General features: G+C 63.3%; 10 protein-coding genes. 4 read left to right on the forward strand and 6 right to left on the reverse strand.

Features of this window, described 5'->3' with window-relative positions; all coding sequences use genetic code 11:
- The first annotated feature begins 151 nt into the window (after positions 1-151).
- Both FHY19_RS12840 and FHY19_RS12845 read left to right on the forward strand, forming a co-directional pair.
- Positions 152-1,108: a TerC family protein gene (locus FHY19_RS12840; RefSeq protein WP_259166494.1), complete on the forward strand. Its 957-nt coding sequence runs from the start codon at positions 152-154 to the stop codon at positions 1,106-1,108.
- A gap of 694 nt (positions 1,109-1,802) precedes the next feature.
- Positions 1,803-2,591, forward strand: coding sequence for a rhomboid family intramembrane serine protease (locus FHY19_RS12845; protein WP_259158824.1), 789 nt, complete (start codon positions 1,803-1,805; stop codon positions 2,589-2,591).
- Positions 2,592-2,677: 86 nt separating this feature from the next.
- Here FHY19_RS12845 and FHY19_RS12850 read toward each other — a convergent pair whose 3' ends face one another.
- Together FHY19_RS12850 and FHY19_RS12855 are read right to left on the reverse strand one after the other, a co-directional pair.
- Positions 2,678-3,778, reverse strand: coding sequence for a glycerophosphodiester phosphodiesterase (locus FHY19_RS12850; protein WP_259166496.1), 1,101 nt, complete (start codon positions 3,776-3,778; stop codon positions 2,678-2,680).
- Between the two features lie 247 nt (positions 3,779-4,025).
- Positions 4,026-6,332, reverse strand: coding sequence for a TonB-dependent receptor (locus FHY19_RS12855; protein ID WP_259166499.1), 2,307 nt, complete (start codon positions 6,330-6,332; stop codon positions 4,026-4,028).
- A 195-nt stretch (positions 6,333-6,527) separates the two neighbouring features.
- Here FHY19_RS12855 and FHY19_RS12860 point away from each other — a divergent pair, with 195 nt between their 5' ends.
- A complete protein-coding gene (locus FHY19_RS12860) occupies positions 6,528-7,370 on the forward strand; it encodes a phosphatase PAP2 family protein (protein WP_259166500.1) in 843 nt (280 codons plus the stop codon).
- 765 nt (positions 7,371-8,135) lie between these two features.
- Positions 8,136-11,195, forward strand: a complete 3,060-nt coding sequence (locus tag FHY19_RS12865) for a carboxypeptidase regulatory-like domain-containing protein (RefSeq protein ID WP_259166501.1) — start codon at positions 8,136-8,138, stop codon at positions 11,193-11,195.
- Between the two features lie 106 nt (positions 11,196-11,301).
- Here FHY19_RS12865 and mnmE read toward each other — a convergent pair whose 3' ends face one another.
- The 4 genes from mnmE to rnpA form a co-directional block, all read right to left on the reverse strand.
- Positions 11,302-12,645 carry a tRNA uridine-5-carboxymethylaminomethyl(34) synthesis GTPase MnmE gene (mnmE, locus tag FHY19_RS12870; RefSeq protein ID WP_259166502.1) on the reverse strand — a complete coding sequence of 448 codons (1,344 nt, stop codon included), beginning with the start codon at positions 12,643-12,645 and terminating at the stop codon, positions 11,302-11,304.
- A gap of 144 nt (positions 12,646-12,789) precedes the next feature.
- The gene (locus FHY19_RS12875; protein ID WP_259166503.1) at positions 12,790-15,495 is read right to left on the reverse strand and encodes a polysaccharide deacetylase family protein; all 2,706 of its coding nucleotides are present in this window, start codon (positions 15,493-15,495) and stop codon (positions 12,790-12,792) included.
- Between the two features lie 79 nt (positions 15,496-15,574).
- The gene (gene yidC, locus FHY19_RS12880; RefSeq protein WP_259166504.1) at positions 15,575-17,299 is read right to left on the reverse strand and encodes a membrane protein insertase YidC; all 1,725 of its coding nucleotides are present in this window, start codon (positions 17,297-17,299) and stop codon (positions 15,575-15,577) included.
- Between the two features lie 25 nt (positions 17,300-17,324).
- Positions 17,325-17,762 (reverse strand): ribonuclease P protein component, encoded by a 438-nt coding sequence (rnpA, locus tag FHY19_RS12885; RefSeq protein WP_259166507.1) that lies wholly within the window; start codon positions 17,760-17,762, stop codon positions 17,325-17,327.
- Positions 17,763-17,790: the final 28 nt, after the last annotated feature.

Genomic DNA, 17,790 nt, shown 5'->3' on the forward strand with positions numbered 1-17,790 from the left:
CAGGCTCCGGTGCAACGGCAACCGGCCAGGCCGGTTGCGAGCGAGACCTTCGCCGCGCAGGCGAAGGTCCGTCACCCGGAATCCACGATTTCCGTGTCACAAGGCCTCAGCCCACCGGCTGTCCAGGTCGTTTCACTTTTCGGGATTCTTTATGCAAACCATTGGCAATGTCTGGTTATGGGGCGGTTTCGGGGTCGTGGTGATCGCCGCGCTGCTGATCGATCTGGTGCTGATGCGCCATGGCGGCGCCCACAAGGTGACCTTCAAGGAGGCCACCTGGTGGAGCATCGGTTGGGTGCTGCTGGCGCTGGCCTTCAACGCCGGGCTGTGGTGGTACCTGCAAGGCACGCTGGGCGATGCGCAGGCAGACCAGATCGGGCTGCAGTTCCTCACCGGCTACCTGGTCGAAAAATCGCTGGCGGTCGACAACATCTTCGTGTTCCTGATGGTCATGACCTACTTCGGCGTGCCGGAGGAACAGCGCCAGCGCGTGCTGATCATCGGCGTACTGGGCGCGATTGTCCTGCGCGCGATCATGATCTTCGCCGGCTCGATGCTGCTGGCCAAGTTCCATTGGCTGCTGTACGTGTTCGGCGCGTTCCTGCTGCTGACCGGTATCAAGATGTGGTTCTCCGCCGGCAAGGAGCCGGATCTGGAAACCAACCCCGTGTTGCGCTGGATGCGCAGCCATCTGCGCCTGAGCCCGCAGTATCACGGCAACCTGCTCAGTGTGATGAAAGACGGCAAACGCTGGTTCACCCCGCTGTTTGTGGTGTTGATCCTGATCGCGGTGATCGATGTGATCTTCGCGGTGGACAGCATCCCGGCGATCTTCGCGATCACCACCGACCCGTTCATCGTGCTGACTTCCAACGTGTTCGCGGTGCTGGGCCTGCGCGCGATGTTCTTCCTGCTGGCCGGCATGGCCGACCGCTTCCACCTGCTGCCGTATGGTCTGGCGGTGATCCTGGTGTTCATTGGCACCAAGATGATGATCATCAATTTCTACAAGATCCCGGTGCTGGTGTCGCTGGCGGTGGTGGTCACGATCCTGGTTGCCACCATGGTGCTGAGCCTGCTGCGCCCGCCCAAGCCGGCCGGGCACTGAGGGGCTGGGATTCGGGAATCGGGAATCGGGAACGGTAGTTCCATGTGCATTGCTGGCAACTGCGCACACCGACTCTCTCGACTGGTCCCTGCCTGCCACCGTCGCGGGACCTTACGCGGCATGGATGCCGCGTAAGAGCCTACAGGGACGTACTTGCGGCGTGTCCCGCGACGGTGGGCGGGCAAGGGCCCTGCAGCCAAGCCGCAGATCGTCCGCCCTACGACCGACGCATCCCCGCCGTTCAATCACCTCTCAAGGCCGCCAGGATTTCAGGCTCCACGTCGCCGGGGCGTTTCCAGGCTGCACTGGTAAGGGCGGGATGCGGCAGCGTTCGGTGTCGCGCCCCGGCCACCTCCACGGACGGATTCACGGCGTGTCCCGCGACGGTGGGCGGGCAAGGGCCCTGCAACCAAGCCGCAGATCGTCCGCTCTGCGACCGACGCATCCCCACCGTTCAATCACCTATCAAGGCCGCCAGGATTCAGGCTCCAGGTCGCTGGGACGTTCCCGGGCCGAACCGGTGGGGGCGGGATGCTGCGGCACGTTCGGTGGCGCGCCCCGGCCACCTGCGTGATGTCACGTAAACCGCTGTGCCAATGATCGGCGGCGGGACTGGATTATCCCGTCGCCGGGCCTGCTTATCCCGCGCCGGAGAGGCTTGTAAAAAAACCCACGCGACGCCATCCGTGAAGGTATGACACCGCCTCCTGTTGCCACCGACGACACCACCACCCAAGACCGCCTGGACCGTTCCAGGATCTTGCGTGCCTTCAACTTCAGCCTGGCGGCCGTGTTGCTGCTGGTGGCGGTGTTCACCGCGCAGGGCATGTTCGACTGGCGCGCATGGGCGGTGGCACCACTCCAGGCAGACGGCCTGATCGGCATCCTCACCGCACCGCTGTTGCACGGCTCGCTCGCGCACCTGGGCGCCAACGCGGCGGCGCTACTGATCCTGGGCACGCTGGCCGGCAGCGTGTATCCGCGCGCCACCGCCATGGCATTGCCGTTGCTGTGGCTGGGCTCGGGCCTGGGGGCGTGGTTGTTGGGCGAGCCTGGCAGCCGCCATCTGGGCGCCAGTGGCGTCACCCACGGGCTGATGTTCCTGGTGTTCGTGCTGGGCCTGCTGCGCCGCGACCGCCCGGCGATCGCCACCAGCATGATCGCCTTTTTGTTCTACGGCGGCATGTTGGTGACCATCCTGCCGCACGAAGCCGGCGTGTCCTGGCAATCGCATCTGGGTGGCGCAGTGGCCGGCCTGATCGCCGCGCTGCTGTTGCGCCTGCGCGACCCGCAGCAGGCCAGGCCGCGCTACAGCTGGGAAGACGAGGACGAAGACGCTGCGTGGGAAGTGAACAACCCCGAACACGCGATGCTGGAACCGCCACCTCCACGTCAGGTACCGGTGCTCTGGCAACGCCAGGAAGACGGCTCGGAAAACGTGGTGCTGCACTTCCCGCCGCGCGAGCGCCCGCCGGGAACGTAGGAGCGCGCTTGCGCGCGATGGGGCGTTCCCGATAAAGCCCCATCGCGCGCAAGCGCGCTCCTACGGACCGCATATGCGTCCAACGTTTAACGCGTTGCATGCTCGCTCAACGCACGCCGTGCCAAGCCCGGATCGTCGGCAAAGAACGCATCGATACCGGCATCCAGATACGCCTTCAACTCGGCCAATGCACCGGCCTCGTTACGCTCGGTCACCGCAGCACTGCTGCGGTTGTTGGCGGCCAGAAAGTAATTCTCCGGGCGGAAGGTATACGGCTGCACCTGCAGTCCTGCCGCATGCGCGTCGTGCACCAGGCCGGTCGGCGTGCCCAGGCGTTGCTGCGCATCCAGCGGAATGATGCTGCGGATGTCCGGGCCGATCGCATCGGCGTAGCTGGCGACCTGCTTCAGCCCTTCGGGCGTAATCATCTGCGCGTAGGTGCGCGGCGCATTGCCCACGCCCGCATCGGGCAGCGCCATCTGCGCGCCGCCCAGCAGCTGCAGCAAGCGAATATTGCCGTTGCGCCCGATCTTGCCGCGCAGGTAGCGCAGGTTGCCGGTCTCGAACGACTGGATCACCACCGGCGCGGTACGGGTGTAGGCATGTGCCTGCAAGGTGGTCAGCACCTTGTCTTCCATCGCCAGATTCAGCCCACTGAAATAGCTCGGGTGCTTGATCTCCGGAATCAGCCCGATCGTGCGGCCGGTCGCGGCAGATTCGGCTGCGACGAAATCAATGATCTCGTCGAAGGTCAAAATCTGAAACTGCCCGTCCCAGCGCGTGCCACGCAACTGCGGCAAGCGCTCGCGTGCGCGCAAGGTCTTCAATTCGGCAAGCGTGAAGTCCTCGGTGAACCAGCCGTCCATTGCCTGACCATCGATGGTCTTGCGCGTCTTGCGCGCGGCAAACTCCGGATGGCTGGCCACATCGGTGGTGCCGCCGATCTCGTTCTCGTGACGCGCCACCAGCACACCATCCTTGGTGGACACCAGGTCCGGCTCGACAAAATCCGCGCCATCGGCAATGGCTTTGGCATACGCGGCCAGGGTGTGCTCCGGGCGCAACGCGCTGGCACCACGATGCGCAAAGATCTGCACCGTTTTCGCCAACGGCGCCTCTGCCAACGCGGGCCCGCTCATGCCGACCATCATCGCTCCCAACACCAACACACGGTGGAACTGCATCATGCCTTTCTCCAACGAAAAAGCAGCCATCAACACCCACTGCGTCACTGCCAGGCGAGCTCGGCCGATGATCGAGGCGGCGTGTACGACCGCACACCCCGCTTGCTCCATCGTCCGCACCCGCCTGACAACCACGCGCCAAGCCTTGCCAGCCACTCTAAAACCATCCACACCGATCGACACGGGAATCAGTCAGCAGCAACAAGACCCGCTATTACCAATCCCCAATCCCGACTCCCCAATCCCGTGGTCAGAACTTGGCATCCAGCGTCAGAAACACCTGCCGCGGCGCACTGGCGTGAAACGCCAGCTGCCGGCCATTCGGATCGCTGTTGGCGAACGCGGTGAGGTTGGAAGCGTAGCGCTTGTCGGTGAGGTTGGTGACGTTGAGCGAGAGCTTGAGCGCCTGCAACACGCCGACCTGGCCGAATTCGTAGCCGGCGCCGGCATCGAACGAGGTATAGCCGCCAAAGCCCTGATCGTTGGTGTAGGTGTAGAAGCGCTCACCGGTGTACTTGCCGCGTAGATTGACGTTCCAGCCGGCGTAATTGAAGGCGATTTCGCTGGCGAACATGCGCTTGGGCGTATCGACCGTGGTCTTGCCGGCAGTGGGAATGATCACCCCGTTCTGCACGTAGTTGTCGTCATAGGTGGAGCGGTTGATCGAGGCCGAGTTGTACCACTGCAGGTAGCTGGTAGGCTTCCAGATCACCGTCAATTCGCCACCGCGGCTGCTCACCGAGCCAACGTTGAAAAAGCGCGTGGTGCAGGCGGGCGTGGTGCCCTGCTGGATGCTGGCGCAGGGGTTGAGCGAGAGCAGACGGTTGTCGAAGGTGACGTCGTAGCCGACCAGCGAGGCTTCGAAACGGTCGCGTACAAAGCGATAGCCCGCTTCCACGGTGCGCGATTTTTCCGGCTCCAGCGCACCGACGCTGGCATCGAACGAGGCCTGCGTCACCAGCAGCGGACCACCGGCACCACCGCCCTGGAATGCGGCGATGTTTTCTGCATAGGAAGCGAACACTTCCTGGCCTTCGGCCAGCCGATAGCCCAGCCCGATCTGCGGCAGCACCGACTCACTGGCCTTGATCGACCCGGTCGCCACCGGCGCTTCCACCGCGATGCCCGGCGTCTCGCGTGCGGTCATTTCGGTGCTCGGGCTCTTGATGCCCAGATCCAGGCTCAGACGCTCATCGAGAAACTTGAAGTTGCCCTGCACATAGAACTGCCGCGTGGTGATCACGTAGTTCTGCGAGAACAGGCGGCGGTTGGGATTCTGCAGGAACGTGTCGTCGCTGACCGGGCCATCGATCCAGTAGAAATTGCGCTCTACATCGTGGTGGTTGCGCTCGTACCACAGGCCGGCTTCCAGATGATGCGGGCCCAGGTCCCAGCCCAGCGAAGCGATGCCGCCGGTGCGGTTGATCCAGTAGTTGGTGCTGCGGATGGAGATCGGCAGTGCCTGCGGCGTGCCCGGATTGGAGGCCTGGCCCGGCGACCACCAATGGCCCTGACCCTTGTTTTCGTGGTGATAGACCTGGGTGTGCAGGCTGATCGCATCGTTGGGTTGGAAGTCGCCGGCCACGTAGAACAGGTCGTCGTCGCGCAACGCACGGCTCTGGTAGTACGCATCGTCCACGTTGTCCACGCCACCGCTGAAGCCGCAGCGTGCGGCATTGCGCGTGGCCGGCGCGCAGTACGCTGCCGCCAGTGCACGGTTCCAGTCCGGCGCATACAGGTTCCAGTCCCAGCCCAGGCCGCGCGCCATGCCGCTCTTGGACAGATAGGAATAGTCGGCCTGCGAGGTGCGCGAGGTATCGGCAAAGGCGGTCAGTTTTCCGCCATCGAATTGATACACACCCTTGGCGTTGAACTGCCGCGTAGTAGTCGGCGATTCCGGGCGCGCCCACATGTCCGCGGTAGCTTCGATACCCGACAGATACGCAGAAAATCCGTTGTAGTCGCCGGTATCCACGCGCAGGAAGGTGCGACGGTTGGCATCGGACCCCACCGTCTGCGACACCTGCCCACCGAACACGCTGGACGGGTCGGCCGAGTAGTACTGGATGGTGCCGCCCAGGTTGCTGGTGGACGCGGTGCCCAACGCACCGATGCCCGACGCCAGCTCCACGCCGCCGAAGTTTTCTGCGATCAATGCGCGGCTGATGTTGAGGCCGTTGTAATTGCCGTAGGCGTTATCGCCCAGCGGCAAACCGTCGAGCGTGTAGCCCAGGCGCGTGCCGTTGAAGCCGCGCAGGCTGATCGTCTGCGACTCTTCATTGGCACCGAAGGCATCGTTGGATTGCACGTTGACGCCCGGCATCCGGTTGAGCAGTTTCTGAATGCTGGTGCCTGGCGGCAGCACCGGAATGTCCTGCTGGGTGATGCGCTGCACCTGGCGCGTTTCGCCCTGGCCAATCACCGATACCGCATCGAGTTGCTGCACGGTGGAACCGGTATCGGCGGGCACCTCGGCCGGCGTATCGGCGGCACGTGCGGCTGGCGACAGCACAAGCGCGGTAAACACGGCAGCACTTAACAGATGGGTCTTGGGCATGAGAGGCATGGGGAAAGAGTCAAAAGATGACGGCAAGCGTGCGACAGCTGTCTTGCGTCGATGCGACGCCCAGATGACAGTGCCGAGACAACTGCTGCGTATCCCGCGCTGCGACTGCGTTGTGCTGGCATGTGCGTGTCATCTGCACGTCGTAATCTGCGCGCTCGTCCAGTCGTGCTGCTTCGAGGAATCGTCATGGTCCACCGCATCGCTCGCCACTGCCAACAGACGCTGGCAAGCCTCGCCCTTGCCGCCTTGTTGATCGGCAGCGGCGTGGCCACTGCGCGGCAACCGGCAAAGCCGGCGGATTCGGTGCTCGCCAGCGACGCGCAGGGATATATGGAAAAACCGCAGTTGCCCGATAGCCTGCAGCTGGTGCCGCCCCCGCCGCAGGACGGCAGTGCCGCGCTCGCCAACGATGAGGCCATCGCCAAGGCCATGCTCGCGCTGCGCGGCACACCGCGCTGGGACCTGGCCACGCGCGACGCGGTACTGAGCTTTCCCGATGCCGCCAGCCACTTCAGCTGCGCGCTCGGCGTGCAGATCGACCAGGCCGGCACACCGCATCTGCTGCGCCTGCTCGAACGCAGCATGCGCGACGCCAGCAGCAGCACCAGCGCCGCCAAGGCACGCTATCAGCGCCCACGCCCGTTCATGCGCAACGAACAACCGATGTGTACCCCGGCCGACGATGCGGCCCTGCGCAAGAATGGCTCCTACCCGTCCGGCCACACCGCCATCGGCTGGGCCTGGGGCCTGATCCTGTCGGAACTCGCTCCCGCCCAACGCAACGCGCTACTGGCACGCGGCCGCGCCTTCGGCGACAGCCGCCTGGTGTGCAACGTGCATTGGCAGAGCGATGTCCTGCAGGGCCGCATCATGGGCGCGGCCACCGTCGCCGCGCTGCACAGCAACCCGGAATTTCAAAAGGATCTTGCTGCCGCACGCGGGGAGATCGCAACGGCCAAGCCTGTCGCACCGGATGCATGCGCAGTGGAAACAGATGCCTTGCAGGCCGTGTTGCCAGAAGTGCTCTAGGTAGCAGCGAAGCCTGCTCTGTAAGCAGGCAGCTGCCGTCCCGACCTGAGCACACTGATCTCGGCGCAGTGTTCTTGTCGAACTAGTCGGCCAGCGCTCATCAGGCACCATGCCGCCGACGCAGGTGCGACAGCGACGCGGGAGCCTCCGCGCGCCAGGAGCGCTGGCAGCAGCGCGCTAGCGATGATCGATGCGCCACTGATTGATGGATCGGGCAGCCAAGCCACGCAGGACCGGCATCAGGCCGGACAGTGCCGTGCACTTTGCTGCTGGCGCTCCAATCGAATTGGACGCCGCTTCAAGACCGCGCTCTGAATGTAGTGCCGATCCAGCCTGGTTTCCCTGATCGGTGGACCCGCGCTGCCTGGTCGCACAGGGTCGATAGGTACGCATCTCTCGAGCAGGCGCGATGCCTGTTCCGCAATATCCGATGCAGCACGCCACCGCCGCTGGCCTCGTACTGCTTCGACCGCCTCGCCCCCGCCCCAGCGGCACCGATCCAGCGTCGATGCACGACGACCGAGTACTTCATTTCCTTACAGCATCCGCGCGTCCAAATCCCGGCCCAAAAGCACCGAATTTGCCAAAGTTGCCGGAGGATGACATTTTTGTACATATTCGATTAATCTTCAGACAGGCTTCAGGAATGTGACATCCATTCAGGTTGTCTACATGACGTCCTGAATCCCAGTTCCCCTCGACTGCGCTCGCAGTCGAGTCCCACGTCTGCAGTGTTCGCGACCGAGTTCATCAGGAGAGAGAGGAATGACGCGTCCAGGGGTCCGTAGTTCGTTATCCAGCAACATCAAGCGCAGCGCGCTGAGCCTGGCGCTAGGCATGTGCGTGATCGGAGGAGTGCAGGCGCAGAGCGCGGTTGGCTCCATTTTCGGTAGTGGGCAGCCCGGCAGCACAATCGCTATCCAGAGCCCGCAAACGGGCGTCAGCCGTTCTGCCACCGCCGCTGCAGATGGCAGATTTACCTTCAGTCAGTTGCCGCCAGGCAAGTATGTGATCACTGCGGACGGGGTAACGCGCGAGGTCGATGTCAAGGTCGGTAGCGGCTCGCAGGTGCTGTTCGGCAAGCAGACAACCGAGTTGGACAGGATCAATGTGGTGGGCACTCGCGCGCTCAATCCCATCGATGTGTCCTCGGTGGAATCCACCACGGTATTCACGGCCGAACAGATGATCTCGTTGCCTGTGGCCAGCGACGTTTCCTCTGTCGCCTTGCTGGCTCCTGGTGCCACTAGAGGCGATGGTGGCCTGGGCGACAACGGTCTCGGCAATGGCAATCTTGCATCGTTCGGTGGCTCCTCGGTGGCTGAAAACGGCTATTACATCAACGGCTTCGACGTCACCAACATGCGTACGTTCCTGTCGTTCGCCAATGTGCCGTTCCAAGGTATCGCACAGCTGCAGGTGAAGACCGGTGGTTACGGGGCCGAGTACGGTCGCTCGCTGGGCGGCATTGTAAGCATCGTGACCAAATCCGGCTCAAATGACTGGCACTACGGTGGCAGCGTCGAATGGGCCCCGGATTGGGGGGCTGCGAAAGGGAAGAACGTGCGTGACCGTGATCCGGATGCTGCGGATCCACTCTATCAATATCGCAGCGACAACCAGTTCGACAGCACCATCTATTCGGCTTATGCGAGTGGTCCGATCATCAAGGACAGATTGTTCTTTTTCGCCATGGCCGAGGGCCGCAATGAAACGATCGATATCTTCAGATCGGTCAATAGCGAACGTCGGCGCGACACCACGCCGCAAGGTCTGGTCAAGCTCGACTGGTACATCAACGACAGCAACTTGGTGGAGTTCACCGGCATCTACAACCAGGCCAAGACCAAGTACAGCACTTACGAATACAACCCGGATGCCAACGGTGAAAGCCGGTACAACGTCGGTCGACACGAAGCGCCGATCGAACGGTACGAGATGGAAAACGGCGGCAAGGTCGGCATCCTCAAGTACACCGGCTATTTCACCGACAACTTCACCTTGTCGGCGCAATACGGATATCTGAGCAATCTCATTGATTCACGCTTGCCGACCGATCCGGCCGGCAGCGAATGTCCGTGGGCCTATAGTTTCGGCCTGACCACCAGCGTGGTCGATCGCTACATCGGCTGTAATCCTGGCACGATCTCAACGGTCGCCGATCGTGATGCCGAGCCGGATGAGGACATCCGCAAAGCATTCCGCGTTGATGGCGAGTGGGTTTTGGGTGACCACCGCGTGCGCTTTGGTGTGGATCAGGAGAAGTACGAGTCAAGTCATCGCGGTCAGACCTACGCCGGCGGAATCAACTGGGCGTATTACACGGTTCCCGGCAGTGCCGTGGCCACTGGCGCTTTTGCCGGCCAGCCGGGGCGGACGGTGAATGGTCAATTGGTGCCACGTGGTGCGCTCTACGCGCGTTCCCGTGTCTATCAGACCAGCAGCTCCACCTATGAAAACATCAACAGCGCCTTCTACGTCGAAGACAATTGGCAAGTGACGGAAAACTTCCTCGCGGTGCTCGGTCTGCGCGGCGAGAAGTTCGAGAATAAGAACGGCGATGGCATCGCTTGGGTCGAATCCGACTACAAGCTCGCCCCACGGCTTGGCTTCTCGTGGGATGTGCTAGGTGATGCCAGTTTGAAGCTGTTCGGGACTGCAGGTCGCTACTACATTCCGGTCGCTACGAACTCGAGCATCCGTGCAACGGGGGCGGAATCCACGGTTTCCAACTGGTACTACGTCAACGGTTGGAGTGAGGCCGACGGCACGCCAGTCGGCCAGGGCGCGCAGATCGGTGCAACCCAGACCAACGGTTCGCTGGTTGCGCCGAACCCGGCTTCAGTTGCATCCACCAATCTTTCACCCATGTATCAGGATGAGGTGATCCTGGGCGGGCAACTGCAACTGACGGAAAACTGGATGGCGGGCGCACGTATGATCCGCCGCGAAGTGAAGTCCGGCATGGACGATACCTGCACAACCAATCCGTGGATTGATTGGGCAACAGACAATGGCTTTACCGACTTCGATCCGAGTTCGGTTCCCAGCTGCTATTTCCTGAATCCGGGTAGCGACGTCACCATCAATGTCGACTTGAATGGCGATGGTGAAGTGGAACTGGCGACCCTGCCAGCCTCGTATCTCGGCCTGCCCGAGTACCGGCGTATTCACACCGCACTGGAGTTCTTCTGGGAGCGCACCGGGGAAAAGTTCAACTTCCAGGGTTCCTACACGTTTGCCAGAACACGCGGCAATGTGGAGGGCTACGTCAATTCCACCCTGGAACAGGAAGATCCGGGCCTGACTCAGGACTTCGACCACCGTCTATTCACCGACGGCACCTACGGGCCGACACCGAACGATCGCCAACACACACTCAAGTTGTTCGGCGCTTACGCGCTTACACCGGAATGGCAGCTTGGCGGCAACCTGATTCTGCAATCCGGCCGTCCGGTCAATTGCCAAGGTTATATCCCGCTGGACGATATCCCGCAGCCCGACCAAGGGTCGCTGACCAACTACAGTGGCTCAAGTTTCTATTGCTTGGATGCTGAAGGCACACGTGTGCTGCGTCAGCGTGGTGACGAAGGGCGGACACCCTGGACCTGGACGTTCGACCTGGCGGCGGTATACATGCCGAACTGGGCGGATAACAAGCTGCGTATCAAGCTCGATGTCTTCAACCTGTTCAACAACGACCGCGTTACCGAGTACAACGAGTTTAGTGAAGCCTCTCGCGACGTGATCAGTCCGAACTATTTGAACGATCAAAATTATCAGACGCCTCGCTCGTTTCGCCTGACCGCTCGCTACGACTTCTAAGTCGCAGCGGCAGTGTTTGCCCAGTACATCCGGCCTCGAATGAGGCCGGATGTTTTTTGGCACCAACCGATGTAGCGAAGTCGCGGCATGTTGCGCCGTACCCGCCTCATTTGCCGATACAAAAGCTCGAAAAGATCTTGCCCAGCAACTCGTCGGCGCTCAGCTTGCCGGTGATCTCGCCGAGCGCTGCATGCGCAAGCCGCAGCTCTTCGGCGGCAAGTTCGAGTTGTTCGAACCCCAGTTCCAGATCGGCCGCGTCCGCATGTTGCTCGGCACGTCGTAGCGCATCCACATGCCGGGTGCGTGCGGAGAATTCGCCGCCCGCACTTTCGATGCCGTCGCCTAACGCCAGCTCGCGCAGGCGGGTATGCAGCTGCTCCAGTCCCAGGCCGGTCGTTGCCGAGACTGCCACTGCGTTGGCATCGAGCAGCGGCGCGCTGTTGTCCAGCAGATCGCATTTGTTATGAATCCACAGCTGACGCGGCACGGCGTCGATGGCATCGCCGATGGCATCGCGCGCGGCCCGCGGGTCGCGTGCGTCGAGCACCACCAGCGCCAGATCGGCACGCTGCAATTCCGCACGTGCGCGACGCATCCCCTCGCGTTCGATCGCATCGCCGCCATCGCGCAGGCCGGCGGTGTCGACCAGGGTCAACTCGAACCCATCGAGCTGGATCGCTTCATGCAAGGTGTCGCGCGTGGTGCCGGCGACATCGGTGACAATGGCACGATCGCTACCGGCCAGCGCATTGAGCAACGAGCTCTTGCCTGCATTGGGCGGTCCGATCAACACCGCATGCAGGCCATCGCGCAGCTTGCGCCCGCGTTCGGCATCGCGCAGCAGCTGCGCCAGCAATCCACGCGCCTGCTGCAATCCTTCGCGTACCTGCGTGCCGCCCAATGTATCGAGCGGTTCGTCGGCAAAGTCGATCGCCGCCTCCACATGCACACGCAAGCGCGTCAGGCGCTCGCCCACCGCATCGATGCGGCGCGAGAACACGCCGTCCAGCGAACGCCGCGCCGCACGTGCCGCACGCGCATCGCCGGCAGCGATCAGATCCGCAATCGCTTCGGCCTGGGTCAGATCGAGTTTGCCGTTGAGAAATGCGCGTTCGCTGAACTCGCCGGCACGCGCCTGGCGTGCGCCCAGTGCAATGCAGCGTGCAACCAGTTGGCGCAACACCACCGGGCTGCCATGACCCTGCAGCTCCACTACGTCTTCGCCGGTGAAACTGCGTGGCGCGTTGAACCACACCGCGATGCCGTCATCGATGACATCGCCCTGCGCATCGCGAAAGCGCGCGTAGTACGCATGCCTCGGCTGCAATGGCGCAATGCCCAGCTGCGTTGCGATCTGTACCGCCTGCGGCCCGGACAGCCGCACGATGCCCACCCCGCCGGTTCCGGCAGCACTGGCAATGGCAACGATGGTGGACGTGGAAGCGGACATGGGCACTGCTCTTGCGTGGACTGGAAATCAGACAGGTGATCGAACCACCGGCATCGCGTTCAGGCGCATGACCGGTGGCCGGGCTTTAGATGGCACGCGTTTTTCTTCGAAAGTGCACATGCCCATGCTGCTCGCCACCATGCATCAAAGCGACTGCAACTGCGCACGCGCCTGTGCCGCACCGCTGCCTTGTGGCTGCAGTTCCAGATAAGTCGAGTACGCCTTGCGCGCCTTGTCGCGCTCGCCCGCCTTGGCGTAGGCATCGCCAAGATTGAGATAGGCCACCGCGCGCGATGGATCGATCTTGAGCGTGTTTTCCAGCCAGCGCGCCGATTCGGCAAAGCGCTCCTGGCGGTAATACACGAACCCAAGATTGTTCGCCGCCAGCGCAAAATCCGGGCGTAGCTTCAAGGCTTCGGCAAATTGCTCGGCAGCTTCGGCATAGCGTTTTTCCTTGTACAGCTGCAGACCACGCTCGTTTGCCAGTTGCGCACGTTGGCGATCGCTGCTCTTGACTGCCGTCGGCAAGACCAGCCTGGCTTCGCCACCTTGCAAGGTCTTTACGGTGACCGGCGCCGCCGCCACCGCCGCGCCGGTGGTCGTGGCGGCAGGACGCGCCGCATCCACGCGTCCGTTGAGCGCGATCGCATCGGCCGACAACTGCGCAGTGCCCGCAGTCAGGAATTCTTCGCCGCTGGGCACCTGGAAAACGAACTCGCCGCCTTGCGATCCCGGCAGGCTGCCAAATGCCGGCGTCTGCGCAGACACCGCCGATACTGCCGGCGCGACATACGCAGCCAGCTCGGTGCCGGTGATCAATCCATCGCCATTGAGATCGCCCTTGCCGGCCAGCGCCTGCAGCAGCACCCAGGTAAACACCGAATGTCCGTTCGGGCCGCTATCGGCCACTTGTTGATCGGCTCCACCGGCGGTGAGCATCTGGCGCGCGATCCGCCGCGCGTTCTCGCGCAGGTAGGCACTTGAGGTCGGCCCGCCACGCGTCAACCCAAGCCCGCTGTAGCAGGCATCCATCACGAACAAGACGTGCTTGGCCTGCAGGCTTTCGGCGATATTCTGCAGGTCGCTCATCGCGATCGCATCGCTGGCCAGATGCTCCGGGTCCGAATCGACCGGAATGATGTAGCCCAGGTCGCGTCCGGAGGCGAGCCGACGCGTGGCACCGTGGCCGGCAAAGAACACGAACACGCGGTCGTTGGTCTGCGCGCGCCCCTCCCCAAGTCGGTCATGGAAGGCGGCAAGGATATTGTTGCGGGTGGCTTGGCTGTTCTTCAGCACGATCACCTGCGAGGACGGAAATCCCAGCGGCCCGGTCAGGGTGCTGGCGATCGCCTGCGCATCGTTGGCTGCGTATTCGAGCTTGGGCCAGTGCGCGTAGTCGTCGATACCGATCACGATGGCCCACGACTTGGCGTAACCGGTGGTCACCGTTGCGTCGGCTACCGCACTGGGTGCCCGTGCCACCGAAAACTCGCGGCCGTTCCAGCCTGCGAACTGATAGCCGTCGGCGATCAACCGATCCAGGATCTGCGGCAAGGCTTTCACCGCGCGGTCGTGAATATCATGGAATAGCACGATGCCGCGCTGCTCCTTGTTTACCTGGTCGAGCACGCGCTGCACGATCGATTCGGGGACCGGGTCGGCCCAGTCCAGCGAGTCGATGTTCCACATGATCGATTTCAACCCGGCTTCGCCCAGGAGCTGCAGCCCTTCCGCATTGCGCGCGCCATACGGAAACCGGAACAGCGGCGCACGTTTGTCGTCCACCGCACGCAGCAAGGTGTCGGTATCGAGCACCTGGCTGCGCAACGCATCGCCGGTGGTCTTGGACAACTGCGCATGGGTCAGGCTGTGATTGCCCACCGCATAGCCTTCCTCCATCAGCGTGTGGCTGATCTTGGACAATGGCGCCAGCTTCGGCTTGCCGTCGGCGTCCAGACTGCCGAGGTTGCGCCCCACTTCGAAGAACACGCCAGGCACGTCGTAGCGCTTGAGGATCGCCACGATCTCTTCGGTATAGGCCTTGTGCGGGCCGTCGTCGAAGGTCAGCACCACCGTCTTGGGCGGCAGGTCGCGGCCGAATACTTCGCTGTCGCTATCGCGCGCGGAGAACGGATACGGTTCCACCACGCCGTGGTCGCGCAGGATGGTTTCGCGCGTGTACAACTTTCGCAGATGCGCCACGTAGTCGTCCCACTTTTCGCGCTTGGGCACGATCGCCCGGCTGCGATCGAAGCGACTGAAGATCTGCGTCAGCTCGGTGTTGTAACTGCGCTCGATCTCATCCAGCGCCTCCAGGTCCTCGCCGATACGTTGATGCAGTTTCACTGCCGGCAGCGCCGAATCCTTGCCGATGCGCGCATGCAGTTCGCGCAGTACCTCGGCAAACGCCAGGCGGTCGGCATCGAACAGATCCGGCGCCGATTCCACTTCGTCCAGCACCGCGCCGATCGTCGCGAACCGGCTGGCATCCCTGGAGATCAGCACCGTCTCGAACGCTGCTGCGATACGTTCGCGTTGTTCCAGATTTTCATGGAACAGCTGCTGTCCCACGCTGCTGGAGGTGGCGCGATCGCGCGGGCTCTGTTTGTCCTCGTCGGCCAGCAACACGATGATGCGGCGGTGCCGATCCAGCTGTTCGCGCAGCTGGGCAATCAGCGCACGCGCATTGGCGGCGTCGCCCGTTTGCGCAGCGGCATCGGCAGCGCCACCGGTCGCCGCTGCCGAAGCAGGTGCCGCGGTGCCGGCATCGCGCTTGCCGCAGCCGGCCAACGCCAGCAGTCCCACGCAGCTTGCGCACAGCAACAGGCGATGCAACGGCAATGGCTTCACGATGGCGTCCTTGGCGATGGCAACAAACGGAAACGGGCGTGCATGCAGAAAGCCCGCCTTGCGGCGGGCCTTCTTGAACTTACTTGGCGTTGGCCTGGATGATCTTGCTCGGCTTCTCGCCGTGCTGGCGGATCATCCACCACTGGATCAGCAACCCCAGGCCGCCGTTGACCACCCAGTACAGCACCAGGCCGGCCGGCATGAAGGCCATCATGACGCCGAACACCAGCGGCATGAACTGCATCATCTTGGCCTGCATCGGGTCCATGCCCGGGGTCGGGGTCAACTTCTGCGTGGCCCACATGATGGCGATGTTGAGCAGCGGCAGGATGAAGTACGGATCGCGCGCAGTCAGGTCCTGGATCCAGCCCAGCCACGGTGCCTGACGCAGCTCCACCGATTCCACCAGCACCCAGTACAGCGCGAAGAAGATCGGCATCTGGATCAGCAGCGGCAGGCAGCCGCCCATCGGGTTGATCTTTTCCTTCTTGAACAGCTCCATCGTCGCCTGCTGATACTTGACGCGATCGTCGCCGTAACGCTCCTTCAGCTGCGCCAGGCGCGGCTGGAAGCGGCGCATCTTGGCACCGGACTTGTACTGCGCAGCCGACAGCGGATACAGCGCCAGGCGCAGCAGCACCACCAGGCCGATGATGGCCCAGCCCCAGTTGTGCAGGAAGCTGTGCAGATGGCTCAGCACCCAGAACAGGCCCTGGCCGATGATGGCCATGATCGAGAAGCGGCTGTAATCGACTACGCGATCCAGGCCCTTCACGTCTTCCTTGGCGATCAGGCTGACCAGCTTCGGGCCCACCCACAGGCGCGCTTCGGTGCTGGCGGTCTGACCCGGGGCCACGGTGAAGGCCGGCCCACGCAGCTCGGCCACGTCGCGCGGGCCGTCCTGGTTCAGCACATACAGCGAAGCCTGGTCCTTCTGCGGGATCCACGCGGTGAAGAAGTGGTGCTGCAGCAACGCCACCCAGCCGCCGGTGATCTGGCGATTCAGGCCGCCGTCGTCCATGTAGTCCTTGAACGCGCGACGCTCGTAGCCTTCCTGGGGGCTGTACCAGGTCGCGCCGTTGAAGCTGAAGGAATCCGGATTGGTCATGCCACGGCTGAGGATGGTCGGCACCCGGCTCAGCTTGCGGAACACATAACCGTTCCACGGCGCGCCGCTCTTGTTGATCACCTCGTCCTTGATCGAGATCGCATAGCGACCGCGCTCCAGGGTGAAGGTGCGGCGGATCGACACCCCGTCGGGGCCATTCCACACGAACGGCACCACCAGGGTGTTCTGACCCTTGGCCAGTTCGAACGCGGTGCCCGGCTGCTCGGCGCGGAAACCGCCCACGCCCGGCACCGGCGAATGCTCGCTGGCCCAACCGCTGGTGGCGTTGTAGGGATGCACGGCGTCTTCGGTCAGCAGACTGACCGGCGCGGTGCCGTCCTTGGTCTGCGGAAACTGCAGCAGCTCGGCATCCAGCACGCTGCGGCCATCCAGCTTCAGGCGCAGCACGTCGGAGGTCAGCGTGATGACCGGCGCGGCGCCGGCAGCCGCCGGCGTAGCCGTGGTGGTGCTGGTGGCCGCCGGTGCGGCACCCGGTACGCCCGCCTGCGGGATGGCCGGGGCGGCGGACACATTGGCCGTCGGCGCCGTGGCATCCAGATCGCGCGCAGCCGGTACCGATTGCGTGGCGACTGCAGCAGGTGCGTTGGCAGCCGCCTTGTCCTTGCCCCACTCCATCCACAGCAGCGCCGCGACCATCAGCCAGGCAAAAATCAGGAAAACACGGGTCTGGTTCATCGGGCAGCAACTCGCTCAGTCGGAACTACAGTTCCGGCTCTGTCGGGGAAAGGGAGGATGGGTGCATCGTCTTGGCGGGCGGCATTGTGCCGGGCGCAGCAGGTGGGGGCAATGCGCCGGCACGGCGCAGCAGGCGCACAAAGGCGTCGCGAATCTGTGGATTGGTCGCTTTCGCAGCTGCGGACCGGGCCACAATCACGTAATCGCCGCCGGCAAGCTCGGGCAGCAGATGCCGCATGGCGTCGCGCAGGACGCGTTTGATGCGGTTACGGCCCACCGCACGCGTGTCCACCTTGCGCGACACCGCCATGCCCAGACGCGGCGGCGTGTCGCCGGTGCGCCAGTGCAGGCTGAGCAGCGGATCGGAGGTGCGACGGGCTGTGTCGAAGACGACCGTATATTGCGCACGCGTACGAACCCGCGCAGAGCGAGGAAATCGCCTGCACGGGTTCGATGCGTTCACTGTAGGACATGCCTCGGCCGCGGAGAGC

The sequence above is a fragment of the Xanthomonas sp. 4461 genome (genome assembly GCF_024806475.1).
GTDB classification, from domain to species: domain Bacteria; phylum Pseudomonadota; class Gammaproteobacteria; order Xanthomonadales; family Xanthomonadaceae; genus Xanthomonas; species Xanthomonas arboricola_F.

Coding starts and splice junctions, on each gene's coding strand:
- FHY19_RS12840 (WP_259166494.1), top strand. CDS start 152: ATGCAAACCATTGGCAATGTCTGGTTATGGGGCGGTTTCGGGGTCGTG.
- FHY19_RS12845 (WP_259158824.1), top strand. CDS start 1,803: ATGACACCGCCTCCTGTTGCCACCGACGACACCACCACCCAAGACCGC.
- FHY19_RS12850 (WP_259166496.1), bottom strand. CDS start 3,778: ATGATGCAGTTCCACCGTGTGTTGGTGTTGGGAGCGATGATGGTCGGC.
- FHY19_RS12855 (WP_259166499.1), bottom strand. CDS start 6,332: ATGCCCAAGACCCATCTGTTAAGTGCTGCCGTGTTTACCGCGCTTGTG.
- FHY19_RS12860 (WP_259166500.1), top strand. CDS start 6,528: ATGGTCCACCGCATCGCTCGCCACTGCCAACAGACGCTGGCAAGCCTC.
- FHY19_RS12865 (WP_259166501.1), top strand. CDS start 8,136: ATGACGCGTCCAGGGGTCCGTAGTTCGTTATCCAGCAACATCAAGCGC.
- mnmE (WP_259166502.1), bottom strand. CDS start 12,645: ATGTCCGCTTCCACGTCCACCATCGTTGCCATTGCCAGTGCTGCCGGA.
- yidC (WP_259166504.1), bottom strand. CDS start 17,299: ATGAACCAGACCCGTGTTTTCCTGATTTTTGCCTGGCTGATGGTCGCG.